Origin of the sequence: Psychrobacter alimentarius (assembly GCF_001606025.1) — a bacterium.
GTDB classification, from domain to species: domain Bacteria; phylum Pseudomonadota; class Gammaproteobacteria; order Pseudomonadales; family Moraxellaceae; genus Psychrobacter; species Psychrobacter alimentarius.
The window spans coordinates 2463762-2480347 of record NZ_CP014945.1; the positions used below are offsets into that span (position 1 = coordinate 2463762).

Here is a 16586-nt window from a genome sequence, read left to right on the forward strand (position 1 = left end):
AACTCATAGTAATGATTATTCAATCCGCTCTAAGTCATTTAGAAAAGCGATGATGGCCAGCCCTTCAAAACACTCTAAATTAAAACTCTTTTTTGACCGCTACTGCAAAATTCCACCTATTACAGATAGTAAACTACAGGTATTTTATTGATTTGAAAAATACATTTGGTAACTCTATTTTAGAACGTATATATCAATGGGAAACTATCGCATTTGTTGTGGCTTTATAAAAAATAATGGCAACTTCCACACCACATTTACGATGAATATACCTGATGTGGTACTATTCTTTAATCAACTTGGCAACGCATTACAACTAAAATTTTTATATTAATCAAGGTCATACATTACGACCAGATCATGATCGTTACTAGAGTACTAAAATTTGTGTCGATTAATAGTGCTAAGAAATGACATCATACTTAAATAATAAAATAGCCACTATCGAGCAAATGAGTAAACCAAGAAAGATGTAAAAGAACAAGCCATCATTTGCCAACTTTTTTTCAACTTCCGAATATCCTAAAGTATCAAACGTAATGTGATCAAAATCCTCATCTATGTTGGAGTAATTTACTATCTTGACACATTCTATAAAATGCTCTACAAACCAATTTGGCCAAGTTTCTGGTTTAAATGGCGAAATATCGCTCAACTGAGTATGATTTGAAATCTTTTCCCAGTTACTATCGTTTAGATAAAGGCTATGCATGCGCCAATCTAAAAAGCTGTAACCACCTACTTTTTCAGCAAAAATGACGTCTACCTCTTTATGATTAACGTCTTGGAAAATTCTTTGCATAAGAGAGAATACAATGCCCTTTGAACCTTCTAGGCATTGTAAAAAGCTTTCTTCGTTATTACACAAAAAGCCTCTAATATTATTGCCTCTATTAAAGCTCTCCGAGTGAGTCTGTATATGCTTAAAGACAGACATCTTGTTGGTATTTACCTTACTGATATATATCAACCTTATGAGAGTGTCTGAAGGAGTATCGCTCATACAACCTTCTAGCATTTTATGATTTATTATGTTCATTCTTACTTTCACTTTCCTAAACGATCTTGTGTTTCTAATTAATATAATATTTGTTATTTTACATGTTTTCTAAGTATATGTTCAGGCTGAGAGTATGAAAAATAACGCTTTACGTCCATAATTACAGTTATACCAATATTGTATATCCGAGTGAGTTGTAAAAAACAAATCAATGATAACGTCGAGCAAGTACTGACTCCTGCCGTCAAATCCGTACAATTAACTTTGGGAGATTTTAATTACATAGTCTGACGATAAAAATCAAACCATATTTATTATGCTGTCTTCAGCATAGCTCAGATTGACATACTCTTAAAAGCCAATACCTATCTTGTAAGTAGCTCGATGTCAGCAGCAAAAAACCACCTTGATAGGTGGTTTTTTGCTGCTGATTTTTGTTTAGATATAGTGCAGGCAGTTTTCAGAAAGCTCTATTTAAAAAACTTGCTTGCAAAGCCAAATTTACAGCTGAATATCCTTAAAAAATCATATGAGCACATAGTGCAATAATCGGTAATGAAATAACGGTTCTTAATAGAAAAATGACTAACAACTGAACAAAGCTAACGGGGATTTTTGTTCCTAAAATCAATCCGCCGACTTCCGACATATAGATCAATTGAGAGACTGACAAGCAAGCGATGACAAACCGCGTTAATTCTGATTCTATGGAAGAGCCGATGATAGCGGGTAAAAACATATCTGCAAAACCTACCATGATCGTTTTTGACATCTCTGCTGCAAATGGGATATTCAATAACTCTAAGAATGGAATAAATGGCATACCCAAATAATCAAATACGGGCGTTTTTTCTGCCACAATCAACCCTAACGTTCCAATTGCCATGACGATCGGTAGTATCCCTATCCACATATCCAAGATGTTTTTTAACCCATCGTTTAAGAACTTAAAAAAACTGGGGCTCTTGTCCGCTTTTTGAACAGCTTTATGTAAGCCATAGTTGAATAGCGTTTTGCCTTCGGGAATGGCTTCACAATCTACTTCATCGTTCTTTGTTATGTACGTATCTTCAATTTTAGACAAAGGGAATAACTTTGGTACGATGAGCGCACAAACGATGCCGCACAACGCAACCACGCCAATCATATTGATAAAGTAACTTTCTAGCTTGACCTGAGAAATCACCACCAAACAAAAGGTAACCGAAACGGCTGAAAAGCTTGTTGCAATCACCGCTGCTTCTCTTTTGGTATAAAATCCACTTTGTAATTGTTTATCCGTTAGTAACACGCCAATCGTGCCGTCACCTAACCATGATGCCAAACAATCGACAGATGACCTACCTGGTAAACCAAATAACGGTCTCATGACTTTGGTGCATAAAACGCCAACAAATTCTAATAAGCCAAAATCTAGCAATAGCGGCAGCAATAATCCTGCTAAGAAAAAAACGATAAAAAGTATGGGCATGAGCTCATACAATAATAGACCGCCAATACTGTCTGAATATATTGCCTCAAATCCAAATTTAAAATAGGTCACAACAACAAAAAATGCACCAAGCATTCTAAGAATTAGCCAAGATGTTTTGACGTTCAGTAAATTATTCAAAAATTGATTGTTTAAAATCCATGAAGGTTTCACGATTTTGGTATACAAGCTGCCAACCACCGTAATCATAATTGAGATGACAACGAGCAATGGTAAAAAGTCGCTCATATAACCTTGTATATAATCCTTTAGCACAGCGATAGGAATGGTAAATCCGTCTGAGTAGCTGACAAACTTACCATCCACATAGGGAATAGGAAATACAAAGACGATTAACCCTATCATAGAGGGTATGAAGAATTTTAAAAATTGTTTGATGTTGATACTGTTACTGCTGACATCCTGATCTGAAGCACTGGCTTTAATAATATCCATATTATTGTTACCTTTCGTCCCTTTTTAACCAACCTAAATAATCTTATATAATGATTTTTTAGACTGGATTCTTTAACTTATTTTAAAAATTTAGGTTAGTAATTATTTAAAAGTGAATGCGTAACTTCTTCTAAAATCTTAAATATTCTGGTTGAGTCATCTTTTGAATTATTATATAAAGGATTGATTTCTGCCATTTCCCAACAGCATACTTTTTCATTCTTAATCAATTCTATATTGAGCTGCATGGCTTGCTCATAAGACAGACCATTCATAGCAGGCGTGCCTGTTCCTGGGACATATAAAGGATCAACACTATCCACATCAAACGACACATAAATATGATCACAGTATTCTAGTTTTTTAAAGATTTCTGCTACTGTGGCACTAATGCCTTTTTTGGTTATTTCAGCCACACTATATAAAGGAATCTTATGTCTTTTGATTAATTCCATCTCTTCTTCTTGGTAATCTCTAACCGCACAAAACACCACATTTTCTGGCTTGATTGATGGCTCATCAGATGCCATAAACTTCAATCGCTCCCAGTACGCTTTTTCTTCGTCAGAAAGCTCATTGCGCTTACATTCCAAGTTATCGATTGCACACGCCATTGCCAAAGGCATGCCGTGCATATTTCCTGACCCACTGGTATATGGTGAATGAAAATCAGCATGCGCGTCTATATACACCACACCGATCTCAGCATCAGGGTGCGCCATTTTGAGACCATGCATCGTACCTGCACAGCTAGAATGATCGCCTGCGATAACGATAGGAAATTGATTCTCCTCTCTTATCTCTTTTATTTTATGTGCCAATTTAGAAATAACAGGCTCAATCACATCAGCGTATTTTGCATGTTTAAATGGCGATTCTTCTTCATGAATATATTCATTTTTGATACTGTCAAGTTGTAGTTTTTCGTAGTAGTCTGCATTCATCTCTTTTGATGACGCACGCAATGCATCGATTCCTAGTGACGCGCCTTTTTTATGCCCTGCGACATCTGAATACACTTCTACTATCCGCACGTTTTTCATTAAATCATTCATAATTTTGTCTCCATTAAATAAAACAATTTTTTCATCATTTAAATCTATTTTTCCTAACTACTTGGCTATAGTCAGTCCTACATAAAAAAGATATATCTCACTATCACGCGCGACTGAAACAAATTTTTCTGGCTTGCTGTGCCTTCGCAGACAGAGGCGGCGCAAAATTTATCTCAGCAGCGCTATATTTATTTTGTAGTGGATTAAACACTTTATAACGGCTCAAACATACAGCTCCCACTTACGCCATAGACTCAGCTTCATTCGTTGCTACGCTACGATCTTTGCTATGCGCTTTCACGACCGAATAGAGGTTTTTAGGATCTTGTTGATGAGGAATCAAATCAAGTAACTCATATGTGTCCTGTTTTTTGATCAAATCACGCAAAAATACTAGCGCCGTAAAGTCTTCTGAGGCAAAACCAACACCATCAAATACCACTAAATTATTGTCGTTGGTGCGTACTTCTTTCTCACCGTTTACGATGCGGTGAAACTCGGTCACAGGAAAGTCTTGGGAAAGCTGTTGAATATCGCCTTCAATACGGGTTTGCGGTTCAAACTCTACAATGACATGATCGGCTCTTAGTAAAATATTGGCATCCAGCTCTGTTTTGCCAGGGCAGTCGCCACCGATGGCATTGAGATAGACGCCTTTTTTGATCATGTCATCACGCAAAATGGTGGCGTTTTTCTTATCTGCGGTACAGGTCGTGATGATATCTGCGCCTTCAACGGCTTCTTCTACGGTTTTGCAAATAGTAATATCTAAGCCTGAATCGGCGAGATTATGCGCGACCTTTTCAGAGGCGGCTGGGTCAACATCATACAAACGCACTTTTGAGATACCCACCACTGCCTTCATACCCATCGCCTGAAACTCACCTTGAGCACCATTACCAATGAGCGCCAACGTTTGGGCGTTTTTAGGCGCACAGTGTTTGGCAACCAGTGCCGAGGTCGCCGCTGTACGTAGTGCCGTTAAAATACACATTTCTGTCAATAAAATCGGATAGCCTGTATCGACATCAGACAACACGCCAAAAGCGGCGACCGTCTGCAAATCACGCTTGGTATTAATAGGATGACCGTTAACATACTTGCACGCAAACATGTCGCCATCGCTGACAGGCATTAACTCTATGACACCATCTTTTGAGTGGGAGGCAAAACGACTGGATTTTTCAAACTGATCCCAGCGAGAAAAGTCTTGCTCTAACGCATCTACCAATTCTGTTATGGTCTGTTCTATACCATGATTGCTAATCATTTTAGCCATCGCCTGTACGCTAACAAATGGCACACCCTGCTTCTGTGATACGATAAATTTAGACATTAGTTTTTCTCCATTCCATGAATATTGTTTGTTAAACCGACAATCAATATGCTATCAACTATAATTGTCAGTTAAAATGTCAATAACTTATTAAATATTGATGTATTTTTGACATCTTGATAAGTGCCACTTAGCATAATGTCAAAACTTGATGAAGGAAGCACTTTTATGGCGTACTACACTTATGACTCTTTAGATAGCGAACTGATATCTGAACTTCGACAAGATGGTCGAGCAACCATCTCAGACCTTGCGAAAAAACTCAAAGTCTCACGTGCCACTGTCCAAAACAGGTTGGATAGACTAATCCATAACGGCGCTATTTTAGGATTTACGATTCGAGTGCATGAGGCACTAGATAAAGAAACCGTCAAAGCAATGATGATGATTGAAGTAACAGGCAAATCTACGTCACAAGTGATTAGGAAATTACGAGGGATCCCGCAACTGATCAAGCTTCATACGACCAATGGGGCATGGGACTTGGTAGCAGAGATACATACGACAAGTTTGAGAGAATTTGATGAAGTGCTGCGTCAAGTAAGAGAAATAGATGGCATTTTGAATAGCGAAACCAGTGTTTTGCTGTCGAGTCTGTGATGTGGCTGTATCTATAATGAGGACTGGAACATTAAAAACATTCGGTTTTTTCGCTCTACATATTTTCGTGCCTCTACATTGATATAATAGAAGGCATTGTTAGCAGCTCTTATCTATTTATGCCTACCAAATTTAGAAAGCCTCAGTTTAACGATTGGGGTTTTTTAATGTCTATGACATAAAGGCGGTAGCGAAAAAATCCTGTTTACATACTGTGGTCATTTAGATGATTCATCAGCCCGTTGTGACCGCTATGCCTATTTTATAAGCGCTTCACCAATTTATAGAAACCACAAGATGCCGTGAAAAGTAAATCAACTTGCTTGTCTTAGTGTTGCCTTTTTTAGAACACAAAAGGTTATCCGTTGTAGTTCTTCTTAATGTTTGATTGGTTACAATAAAACTGAAAGAAGATACAAAAACAAAGGAATGGGTATGAGTAAAAACACTATAGGTATCGTCGGATTGGGCCGTATGGGGAATGGTATGGCTCAGTCTTTGCTTCGTGAGGGTTTTAATGTGTTCGGCACGGACATAGGAGAAACCCAACGCCAAGCTGCCAAGGAAATCGGTGTAAATGTCGTTGCAGATATCAAAGCGCTGTGTGCTGAATCTAGCGTCATCATTCTATCTTTGCCAATGGCAAAGCATGTACAAGCAGTAATTAAAGGCGCTGGTGGCATCATCGACCATGCTCAGCCCAAAACCTTAATTATTGACACCTCTACCTCAGAACCCGAAGTGACGCGAGCGCTCTCTATAGAGCTAGATCAATTGGGCCATCAGTTATTGGACTGCCCTGTCAGTGGCGGTCCAGCAGGTGCTGAGGCCGGTACTATGGTCATGGTAGTGGGCGGTGAACGCAGTGCTCTTGAACGCGCCCAGTTGTATCTAAATGCCCTAAGCTCAAAAGTGGTCTACATGGGCAAGTCTGGCAATGGGCATGCCGCCAAACTCATCAATAATCTTTTGTGTGCTGCCCATCTTGTGACCACCGCTGAAGCAATCGCTCTGGGTACCAAGGCAGGGCTTAATCCTGAAGACCTCATTGCTGGTTTGAATGCTGGCTCAGGCCGTAGTGCGATCAGCGAAGTAAACTTCCCTCGTTGGATTCTCAATCAAAGTTTTGATTCTGGTTTCACGATGGAGCTGATGCGTAAAGACGTGCGTCTGGCAAAAAATATGATTGGTGAGATGGGATTAGAGTTGCCTTTAGCGCAACAGGTAGCCGAAATTTGGTCGCAAAGCGAAGCAAACATACCTGATCAGGATGATTTTAACTGCATCATTAAGAATGCTGGCTTAGGAGAATAGATGATGAGCTTTATCGTAGAAGGAAATGGTGAGCAGCAAGTTGGCATATTGCTTAATGAACTACTGGGTACTTCTGAATTTGGAAGTTGGGTTGATGGAGAATTGGTGACAGGTAATGGAGACAACATCGATCTGATTAACCCAGCAACCGGTCAGGTATTTTTAAGCTATCGTGATGCGGGAAAAGATATTGTTGCTAATGCCGCCAATGCTGCCATAAAAGCCCAAAAAGCATGGTGGTCAATGACTGCCAGTGCCAGAGGTCAGTTAATGTGGAAGTGCGGCATGAAAATACGCGAAGCCGCAGAATCGTTGGCACGCTTAGAGTGTATCTCTGCAGGTAAACCTATTCGTGATTGCCGAGTTGAGGTGGCAAAAGTTGCCGAGATGTTTGAATACTATGCTGGTTGGTGTGACAAAATTATGGGACAAGTGATTCCCGTACCAACAAGTCATTTGAACTATACTCGTCATGAACCTTATGGCGTAGTGACTCAAATCACACCTTGGAACGCACCTATATTTACCGGAGGCTGGCAGATCGCGCCTGCCATCTGTGCAGGAAATGCCGTCTTACTAAAACCCTCTGAGTTAACCCCATTAAGCACAACGGCACTCGTTAACATTCTTGAGCAAGCAGGTATCCCGCGTGGTTTAGTCAATGTCATTAATGGATTGGGACACACCACAGGTTCTGCCGCCATTGCTCATCCGGCCACTAAAAAAGTGGTTTTTGTCGGCTCACCAAAGACTGGCGCGCTTATCGCTTCGGCATCTGCGCAACGTGTCATCCCTTGCGTGTTGGAGCTGGGCGGAAAGTCAGCCAATATCATTTATCCAGATGCTGATCTGGATCGTGCGGTCGTAGGCGCACAAGCTGCTGTATTTTCTGCTGCTGGACAGAGCTGTGTATCAGGTGCTCGATTATTGGTCCATCGTGATGTTTATCAAGAAGTCGTGGAACGTGTTGCCTCAGCAGCCGGTAAGTTACCTGTGGGTTTGCCATGGGATGAAGGCACGATGGTCGGGCCAATTAATAATCAAAAACAGTTTAATCACGTACATTCGTTGGTTTCTGACGGTATTGCTGAAGGTGCGGTTGTTGCCGCAGGTGGAAAGGCAGGCACAATTTGTGGCGGTGAAAACGGTTATTTTTATCAGCCAACTGTTTTGGCCAATGTAAAAAATACTATGCGAGTCGCACAAGAAGAGATTTTTGGACCTGTGGTTTCTGTTATTTCATTTGAAGAAGAAGGAGAAGCAGTCGCGATAGCAAATGACAGTCGGTTTGGTTTAGCGGGCGCTGTTTGGACGGCTGATGTCGGCCGCGCGCATCGGATGGCCGCGCAGGTAAATGCTGGAACCTTTTGGGTAAATAGCTATAAGTCAATCAACGTCATGTCGCCGTTCGGTGGTTTTGGTGAGAGCGGCTATGGTCGATCAAGTGGCTACGAAGGTTTACTCGAATATACACAGACGAAAAGTGTCTGGGTCGAAACCGCAAAAGATGCTGCTATTCAATTTGGTTATTCAATCCAATAGTACGTAAGGAGAAGATACATGTTAATTAACGAAACCTTACTAGGTGAAGTAAAACAGTGGCGTCAGCATATTCATAGTCAGCCAGAGCTTGGGTTTAAAGAGTTTAAGACCTCATCATTTATTGTCGATAAGTTAAAATCCTTTGGAATTGAAGTACATCAAGGATTGGGCGGCACAGGGGTTGTCGGTATTCTAAAGAACGGCTCAGGCCCGACTATTGGCATACGAGCGGATATCGATGCGCTACCGATAAAAGAGCAAAACGATATTGAGCATAAATCCACTCATGAAAACTGTATGCATGCCTGCGGTCATGATGGTCACACGTCCGTTCTGCTTGGCACGGCAAAGTATCTGAGCCAACATAAAAACTTTAGCGGCACCATTTATTTTATCTTTCAACCTGCGGAAGAGGTCTTAGGCGGTGCCAAGGCCATGATTGACGATGGGCTGTTTGATAAGTTCCCTATGGATGCCGTCTACGGGTTACATAACTGGCCAGGCCTACCTGTGGGAGAGATTGCGGTCAATAACGGCCCTATGATGGCGTCTTTTGATACCTTTGAAATTACGTTAACGGGTAAAGGCACTCATGCAGCGATGCCGCATTTAGGAGCAGATCCTATAGCAGCAGGTGCGGCGTTGATTACTAATATTCAATCTATTGTCTCTCGTCGAATCTCTCCACTCAAATCAGGTGTCATTAGCGTCACGCAGATGAACAGTGGTGACACAACCAACGTCATCCCTGATTACGCTATTTTAAAAGGAACGGTTCGTAGCTTTGATATGGACGTACGCCAGTCCATGCAAGACATGCTCACAGAAATGGTGACAGTATTACCGCCTTTATACGGGGTCACAGGCGAGATGGATTACCATATTCGCTATCCAGTCACCACTAATGACAGTCAAGCCTATCTTGAAATCAAAGAAGCTGCTACTAACGCGCTCGGTGCTGATAAGGTCAATACGGATGTAGAGCCATCCATGGCTTCTGAGGATTTTTCATTCATGAGTCAAGAAGTTAAAGGCGCTTATTTTTGGTTAGGTGTTGATGGTAGTAGTCCGTCTAAACCCCTACACAATGCCGCTTATGACTTTAACGACGATGCAATTGAGACAGGTATCAAAGTATGGGTTTCTTTAGTGGAGTCTCAACTACCAAAAATGTTTGCATAAATTAAGTAGTAACAATACGTAGAAGTCATTATGTAGAAACCATAAATTGCAAAGGGAGTTGCTATGAATAATACCAGTGTGCTATCAAGTACGATGACTAAGTACTTATTTGATTGGAAGCTGCATTTACTAGTGATTGTCACATCACTACTTGCAGAATGGATAGGGATTATTAAGATTCCCATTGGTATTGGCGTACTGGTCTTACTGCCTTTACTCTACGCCTTCATATTTACCCTACTATTAAACCCCAATGTCATCCCAACGATGAAAGCGGTTATCTCTAAAGACCGAGCAAAATTTGCAAGTTACGCGGTTCTCTTAAGTATCATGCCTTTTATTGCAAAATTTGGTGTTGGGGTCGGGCCTAAAGTAGAAGAAATAATAGCCGCAGGTCCCGCCCTTTTACTACAAGAATTGGGCAACATAACGACTGCCCTTATTGCCTTACCTGTGGCTGTATTGGTGTTTGGTATGGGTAGAGAGGCTATTGGTGCCACTCACTCAATTGCTCGTGAACCGAATATCGCGCTTATTGCCGATAAGTATGGGCTCCAAAGTCCCGAAGGTATCGGCGTCATGGGTGTCTACGTGATGGGCACGTTGTTTGGCGCCATTTATTTCTCATTAATGGCGGGAATTATTGCCTCCATGGATATTATGGATATCCGTGCGTTGGCGATGGCTTGTGGTATTGGTAGCGGTAGTATGATGGGTGCTTGTTCAGCAGCGCTCGCAGAAACGGTGCCTGAGCAAGCAGAGACTATTACTGCCTTTGCAGCGACCTCTAACCTTTTAACTTACGCGACAGGGCTATTTGTCAGTTTGTTTATTGCCCTACCATTCACAGAGTTTTTATATAAAATCACTAGCAAGTTTAAGAAAAAGAATAATAGTACTGCTGCTATACAAACAGATCCTAGTTTAAAGATACCAGAGCAATCTATCTTATCAGTCACGCAGTCTTTGTCTCTATTAGCGGTTATCTGTATCATTCTATTACTCAGTAATTGGGTGGGACAAGGCGTTGATCCAATCTCTGCCCTACCTGCCATGTTAATTCTGTTCGCGTGTTGTATCGTTGGCGTCTTATTAAAGGAAATCATTCCTGTCAACGTCCCTGCTATCGCTTGGATATCTATTGTGGCTATTTTGATATCTCTGCCACAGTTTCCAATGAGCGAGTATGTCTTAGTAGAAACAGATAAGTTAGGCGTGTTACAGCTTATTACTCCGGTACTTGCCTATGCAGGGTTTGCCATCTCTCAGATGGAAGTAAATTTGTTTAAAAAATCTGGATTTAAAATTGCCGTGGTTGCCTTACTTACCTTCACTGGCACTTTCTTAGGTTCTGCCGTAGTGGCCCAAGCCTTATTGTAAAAGGTATCCGTCTGTATTGTCTCATAGGTCGCAGCACTGACGAATCGTCTGTGCTTGGCCTGATGGGAAGGTATAGTTGAAAAACAATAAAAGCGCTACGGTACGGCTCATATCAACTTTTGCAGCCTCTGTCTGCGCACACGCAGCAAGCCAGAATATTAATAGGAGCATTGATATGAGCAGTGCATGATGTATCGATATTACTTTTCACTGACTATAGGCTGCTTATAAATCTTTCATCCATAACTTCAGATGCTGTAGCAATTCATGCGGACCTTGGGATAGATGACGACCCAACCGCGTGACAAGATGAGCTTCACCGCTTGCCAGCAGCGTATTGTCTATAGGGATTGCAATCAGGTGTCCGTCTTCGACTTCTTTGGACACGACAAAATATGGTAAGAAGGTAAACCCCATATTGGAGCGAGCAAAATTCTTTAGTACATTAAATGAGTCAGTGGTTAAGATAGGATTAAATCGAATCTTTTGTTGAAACTCAGCCATCGCTAATAACTGACGGACGCCAAAACGACTCTCAGCCAGTCCCACTGGATATTCTAAAAGCGCTTCCAACCGCATCGGTTTATTTCGATCAGCCAATGGGTGGTCAGGCGAAACGATCACATACATTGGCTGATCACTGACTACCTGCGAGCGGATGCGCGGATGACTGCTGGAATGGAACACTAGCCCAATATGTGCTTCATCCTCTTCAACCTGACGAATCACTTCGTTTGATCCACCCGTACTGATTGACAGTGTTAACTCAGGATATAGACGGGAAAACTCAGACAATGGGCCAAGCATCAAATCCGCAATAAAACCATCGCCCACGGCTAACTTTATATGCCCCCGCTGTAATCCCAATAGCGCCTGTAATTTGGACACACAAGCCTCTTCAGCAGAAAGTGATTCTCGATAAAATCGTAAGAGAACACTACCCGCTTCTGTCGGCGTTACCCCTTTGCGGTGCCGTTCAATCAGAGTACATGTCAACTCTTCTTCTAACAGAGATATTTGGCGGCTGATGGCCGAGGGCGCAATATTGAGCTTATCTGCAGCAGCTCTAATCGTACCCATCGTGACCGCTTCATAAAGATAAGATAACCGCTTGCCATTAATCTCTGTCATTGCTTGTCCTTGCGATCTTCTCAGTGTTATTGAATAAGTTCAGCACTTTGACTCACGTATTGAGCCATAAGAGTCAGTGTCGGCATACCATTTGGTCTACCTTGCAGAAGTGCCAATGGTATATCAAAAAGTATACCCCAAATAAGTCAGCCAAACAGATCTCTTACTCAGTTAATAGATCACTTAAAACAGACTGCCACAATTCATATTTCCAATTTGTAGTTTCATCCCCTCTCTCCAAATGAGTGTTTATTTCATGACAAAGCTTAAGTCTTATCATTGATGGCAAGGTCAAACATATTTTTTGAAAAGCAGGCTTGACCTTACCATCATGTCAACCTATATGCTATTGATAACAGATTGAAATGATAGAGGTTGTTATGAATCCAAAAAACACTAAGCCTTATCTTTATAGCGAGATCGTCTCGATTGAAGGCATGACCTGTGCTTCCTGTGTGGGACGAGTAGAAAGAGCATTAAAAAAGGTTGAAGGTGTACAACAAGCTAACGTCAACCTTGCTACCGAACAAGCATGGGTGCAAGGTAATACTCAGATAAATAGTGGTGATCTGATTCAAGCGATCAAAAAAGCGGGATACCATGCTAAGCAGGTTGAGCAAAATAAGAGTGAACAAAAAGATAAGAAAGCCACGGAACAGCAGCAGCTCAAACGAGATTTAATCATCTCTTTGATTTTGGCCGTACCTGTTTTTGTTCTAGAAATGGGTTCCCATATGATTCCCGCTTTTCATAATTGGGTCATGCAAAATATCGGTACGCAATCAAACTGGCTGATTCAATGTGTTTTGACGACGCTGGTACTCGTTTTTCCAGGGAGGCGTTTTTATCAAAAAGGCATTCCAGCATTATGGCGCTTAGCCCCAGATATGAATACATTGGTAGCGGTTGGTACATTGGCAGCTTATAGCTTCTCTCTAATAGCAACCTTTGCTCCAAAAATCTTACCCGAAGGCACTGTGAATGTCTATTACGAGGCGGCAGCTGTGATTGTGAGTTTGATATTGTTAGGGCGTTATTTTGAGGCAAAAGCCAAAGGACGTACCTCTCAAGCCATTCAATATCTAGTAGGCATGCAAGCAAAAACAGCGCGTGTTTACGATAATGGACAAGTGATTGAAGTACCTATTGCAGAAGTGACCAAAGAAATGATCGTTGAGATTCGTCCTGGCGATCGTGTTCCTGTCGATGGTGAAGTGGTTGAAGGTCAAAGCTACATTGATGAATCCATGATCACAGGTGAACCAGTTCCTGTCAAAAAGCAAATAGGTGATCAAGTGGTAGGAGGAACCGTCAATCAAAATGGCACATTGAATTTTCGAGCCACTGACATTGGCGACTCTTCGGTATTGGCGCAAATCATTCGTATGGTTGAACAGGCTCAAGGCGCTAAATTACCGATTCAAGCATTGGTTGATAAAGTCACCATGTGGTTTGTACCCATCGTATTACTCTTAGCCGCTCTAACTTTTATGCTCTGGTTTGTTTTTGGTCCTGAGCCTACATTGACGTTTGCTCTTGTCAATGCAGTTGCTGTCCTAATTATTGCTTGTCCCTGTGCAATGGGATTGGCAACCCCTACCTCTATCATGGTTGGTACAGGTCGCGGTGCAGAAATGGGGGTGTTGTTCCGTAAAGGAGAAGCATTACAAGCTTTGCGGGACGTTGAAGTCATTGCTGTGGATAAGACAGGCACATTGACTCAAGGTAAACCAACCTTGACAGATTTTTATGTACAGCAAGGGTTCGATCATGAGCAAGTCTTGCGCATTGTGGCATCGGTCGAAGCAAAGTCTGAGCATCCAATTGCGGTGGCCATTGTTCAGGCCGCAGAACAGAAAGATCTCCATTTATTATCCATTACCGCCTTTGAGTCGGTGACTGGATTAGGAATCAAAGCAGAAGTTGCAGATCAGGCTATCTACATCGGCGCTGATAGTTATATGCAGCAGTTGGCAGTTGATATCACACCCTTCAAAAATGAAGCGGCACGCTTAGGACAAGAAGGTAAAACCCCACTTTATGTCGCGATTGACCAAAAGTTGGCAGCCATTATTGCCGTTGCAGATCCCATCAAGGACACCACTTATGCCGCTATTACAGGTTTGCATCAATTGGGCTTGAAAGTAGCCATGATTACAGGCGACAATCGGCATACTGCGCAAGCAATTGCAGCAAAATTACATATTGACCAAGTGGTCGCAGAAGTGCTGCCTGATGGCAAAGTGGATGCGTTACGCCAATTACAACAACAGTATGGACAAGTGGCTTTCGTTGGCGATGGAATTAATGATGCCCCTGCTCTCGCTCAAGCGGATGTTGGTCTGGCGATTGGGACAGGGACAGATGTGGCGATCGAAGCAGCGGACGTGGTATTAATGTCGGGTAGTCTACAAGGGGTTCTTAATGCAATTGCCTTAAGTAAGGCCACCATCAAAAACATCCAACAAAATCTATTTTGGGCATTTTTCTATAATGTTGCTTTAATTCCAATTGCCGCAGGGGTCTTATATCCAGCCTTTGGAATTTTGTTGTCACCAATTTTTGCCGCAGGCGCAATGGCACTGTCCTCTGTTTTTGTATTAGGTAACGCCTTACGCTTAAAGTATTTTCAGATACCAGCGATTAAAGCGTAGACACTGTTAATATAGGATTAAAGTCGCTATATAGGGTTAAAACCGCTATTTAAAGTCGCTGTGCAAAATAGTCGTTTGGCTTTCACTCTTTTTATATCAGGAGGACAGATATGAATATCGGTCAGGCATCAGAGCAATCAGGAATCTCCCCCAAAATGATTCGCTATTATGAACAGATAGGATTGCTTGATAGCGCAAAACGCTCGAATGCAGGTTATCGCATATACTCTAAGCAAGATATCAAAAACTTGTGCTTTGTAAGACAAGCTCGCGATTTGGGTTTTTCCTCCAAACAGATGAAAGAGCTGCTCTATTTGTGGAAAAACACAGATCGGCAGAGTGCGGATGTGAAACAATTGACCCTGACGCATATAGAAACTTTAAACCAAAAAATAGCTCAATTACAAGATATCGTAAGTTCGTTACAGCTCTCTGCTGATCATTGCTCAGGTGATGAAAACGCAGATTGTGCCATACTAAAAGATCTAGAACAAAGCAAATAGAAAAATATTCACCAGAATATACTCATCATTGACTCGAGGTTTTCAATGCTAGCACAACATCGACAAGCCCTAGTGGTTGAAGGCGGCGGCATGCGTGGCGCATTTACCAGTGGTGTTTTAGACGCCTTTTTAGAACAACAATTCAATCCTTTTGATCTTTGTGTGGGAGTTTCTTCAGGTTCAACCAACGTTGCTAACTATTTGGCAGCACAACAAGGTCGTACCCTACACATTTACTTAGATCACTCCCTCCGATCTGAATTTATCCACTATGGTCGTTTTTTTAGAGGTGGTGACTTACTGGATTTAAAGTGGATGTGGAACGTAGTCGAACAGGAATATCCACTGAATCAAGCACAGTTATTTGACAATCCTGCGGAATTTTACATGGTATTGACGCATGCTATCTCAGGAGAAGCCACTTATATCAAAGCGTCTAAAGACAATATTTTGGATGGATTAAGAGCTTCAAGTTCTATCCCAGTACTGACTCGGCAAGCGGTCGAGATATGCGGCGAACCTTATTTTGACGGTGGTGTAGCGGATGCTTTGCCTGTACATTGGGCAGCTAAACAAGACCATGTCGCCAAGCTCATGGTCATACGTACGCGCCCGCAAAACTACGCTAAATCAAGCCGCAAAGGCGATCAGCTATTGGCCAAATATTTTGCTAAGCAGCAATCTGGCTTTTCCCAAAGTCTATTAACACGAACCCAGCGCTACAATGATGCGGTACAATTTTTACAGACTCCATCATCACAGAAGCTTTTAGAGGTTTGTCCACCTGACTTAAAAAATATGGCGAGTCGATTGTCCAAAAATAAAGCCAAAATCCGTTATAGCTATGAGATAGGACTGGAAGCTGGATACCAAGCGCTTGAAGATTGGCATAAGCTTTAACCTAGAGAGTGGGGCAAAAACCGATGCCATATTATTAGGACAAGCCAATGAGCCTTTTTGAT

General features: G+C 41.7%; 12 protein-coding genes and 1 pseudogene. 8 read left to right on the forward strand and 5 right to left on the reverse strand.

The genetic code is table 11. The features are described 5' to 3' along the window. Nucleotides 1–403 precede the first annotated feature (403 nt). The 4 genes from A3K91_RS10100 to A3K91_RS10115 form a co-directional block, all read right to left on the reverse strand. A complete protein-coding gene (locus tag A3K91_RS10100; protein WP_157769654.1) occupies nt 404–1003 on the reverse strand; it encodes a BLUF domain-containing protein in 600 nt (199 codons plus the stop codon). Nucleotides 1004–1517: 514 nt separating this feature from the next. Then, on the reverse strand, nt 1518–2927 hold the full coding sequence (locus A3K91_RS10105; protein ID WP_062845143.1) for a YjiH family protein: 1410 nt from the start codon (nt 2925–2927) through the stop codon (nt 1518–1520). A 95-nt stretch (nt 2928–3022) separates the two neighbouring features. Continuing rightward, nucleotides 3023–3982, reverse strand: a complete 960-nt coding sequence (locus A3K91_RS10110) for an arginase (protein ID WP_062845144.1) — start codon at nt 3980–3982, stop codon at nt 3023–3025. A gap of 241 nt (nt 3983–4223) precedes the next feature. After that, nucleotides 4224–5318: an ornithine cyclodeaminase gene (locus A3K91_RS10115; protein WP_062845145.1), complete on the reverse strand. Its 1095-nt coding sequence runs from the start codon at nt 5316–5318 to the stop codon at nt 4224–4226. Between the two features lie 168 nt (nt 5319–5486). Here A3K91_RS10115 and A3K91_RS10120 point away from each other — a divergent pair, with 168 nt between their 5' ends. The 5 genes from A3K91_RS10120 (at nt 5487) to A3K91_RS10140 (ending at nt 11336) form a co-directional block, all read left to right on the forward strand. Further along, a complete protein-coding gene (locus A3K91_RS10120; protein WP_062845146.1) occupies nt 5487–5918 on the forward strand; it encodes an Lrp/AsnC family transcriptional regulator in 432 nt (143 codons plus the stop codon). A gap of 384 nt (nt 5919–6302) precedes the next feature. Continuing rightward, a complete protein-coding gene (locus A3K91_RS10125; protein ID WP_257722189.1) occupies nt 6303–7232 on the forward strand; it encodes an NAD(P)-dependent oxidoreductase in 930 nt (309 codons plus the stop codon). Further along, nucleotides 7233–8774, forward strand: coding sequence for an aldehyde dehydrogenase family protein (locus A3K91_RS10130; protein ID WP_228139853.1), 1542 nt, complete (start codon nt 7233–7235; stop codon nt 8772–8774). A gap of 18 nt (nt 8775–8792) precedes the next feature. After that, nucleotides 8793–9956 (forward strand): M20 aminoacylase family protein, encoded by a 1164-nt coding sequence (locus A3K91_RS10135; RefSeq protein WP_062845148.1) that lies wholly within the window; start codon nt 8793–8795, stop codon nt 9954–9956. A 63-nt stretch (nt 9957–10019) separates the two neighbouring features. Beyond that, nucleotides 10020–11336, forward strand: a complete 1317-nt coding sequence (locus A3K91_RS10140; protein ID WP_062845149.1) for a DUF3100 domain-containing protein — start codon at nt 10020–10022, stop codon at nt 11334–11336. Between the two features lie 225 nt (nt 11337–11561). Here the strand turns inward: A3K91_RS10140 and A3K91_RS10145 are convergent, their stop codons facing one another. After that, complete coding sequence (locus A3K91_RS10145; RefSeq protein ID WP_062845150.1) at nt 11562–12467, reverse strand: LysR family transcriptional regulator; 906 nt, start codon at nt 12465–12467, stop codon at nt 11562–11564. A 422-nt stretch (nt 12468–12889) separates the two neighbouring features. On the opposite strand from A3K91_RS10145, the pseudogene A3K91_RS10150 reads away from it, so the two are divergent. From A3K91_RS10150 to A3K91_RS10160, 3 genes and pseudogenes are all read left to right on the forward strand, one after another. Beyond that, a pseudogene (locus A3K91_RS10150) lies at nt 12890–15121 on the forward strand (heavy metal translocating P-type ATPase); the annotation flags it as partial. Between the two features lie 110 nt (nt 15122–15231). After that, on the forward strand, nt 15232–15624 hold the full coding sequence (gene cueR, locus A3K91_RS10155) for a Cu(I)-responsive transcriptional regulator (protein WP_062845152.1): 393 nt from the start codon (nt 15232–15234) through the stop codon (nt 15622–15624). A gap of 45 nt (nt 15625–15669) precedes the next feature. After that, nucleotides 15670–16524, forward strand: coding sequence for a patatin-like phospholipase family protein (locus tag A3K91_RS10160; RefSeq protein WP_062845153.1), 855 nt, complete (start codon nt 15670–15672; stop codon nt 16522–16524). The last annotated feature ends 62 nt before the right edge of the window (nt 16525–16586 follow it).

Excerpts from the sequence above, each read along its gene's own strand:
- A3K91_RS10135 (WP_062845148.1), top strand. The coding sequence starts at position 8,793 with ATGTTAATTAACGAAACCTTACTAGGTGAAGTAAAACAGTGGCGTCAG.
- A3K91_RS10120 (WP_062845146.1), top strand. The coding sequence starts at position 5,487 with ATGGCGTACTACACTTATGACTCTTTAGATAGCGAACTGATATCTGAA.
- A3K91_RS10105 (WP_062845143.1), bottom strand. The coding sequence starts at position 2,927 with ATGGATATTATTAAAGCCAGTGCTTCAGATCAGGATGTCAGCAGTAAC.
- cueR (WP_062845152.1), top strand. The coding sequence starts at position 15,232 with ATGAATATCGGTCAGGCATCAGAGCAATCAGGAATCTCCCCCAAAATG.
- A3K91_RS10140 (WP_062845149.1), top strand. The coding sequence starts at position 10,020 with ATGAATAATACCAGTGTGCTATCAAGTACGATGACTAAGTACTTATTT.
- A3K91_RS10160 (WP_062845153.1), top strand. The coding sequence starts at position 15,670 with ATGCTAGCACAACATCGACAAGCCCTAGTGGTTGAAGGCGGCGGCATG.
- A3K91_RS10110 (WP_062845144.1), bottom strand. The coding sequence starts at position 3,982 with ATGAATGATTTAATGAAAAACGTGCGGATAGTAGAAGTGTATTCAGAT.
- A3K91_RS10130 (WP_228139853.1), top strand. The coding sequence starts at position 7,233 with ATGATGAGCTTTATCGTAGAAGGAAATGGTGAGCAGCAAGTTGGCATA.
- A3K91_RS10100 (WP_157769654.1), bottom strand. The coding sequence starts at position 1,003 with ATGAGCGATACTCCTTCAGACACTCTCATAAGGTTGATATATATCAGT.
- A3K91_RS10145 (WP_062845150.1), bottom strand. The coding sequence starts at position 12,467 with ATGACAGAGATTAATGGCAAGCGGTTATCTTATCTTTATGAAGCGGTC.
- A3K91_RS10115 (WP_062845145.1), bottom strand. The coding sequence starts at position 5,318 with ATGTCTAAATTTATCGTATCACAGAAGCAGGGTGTGCCATTTGTTAGC.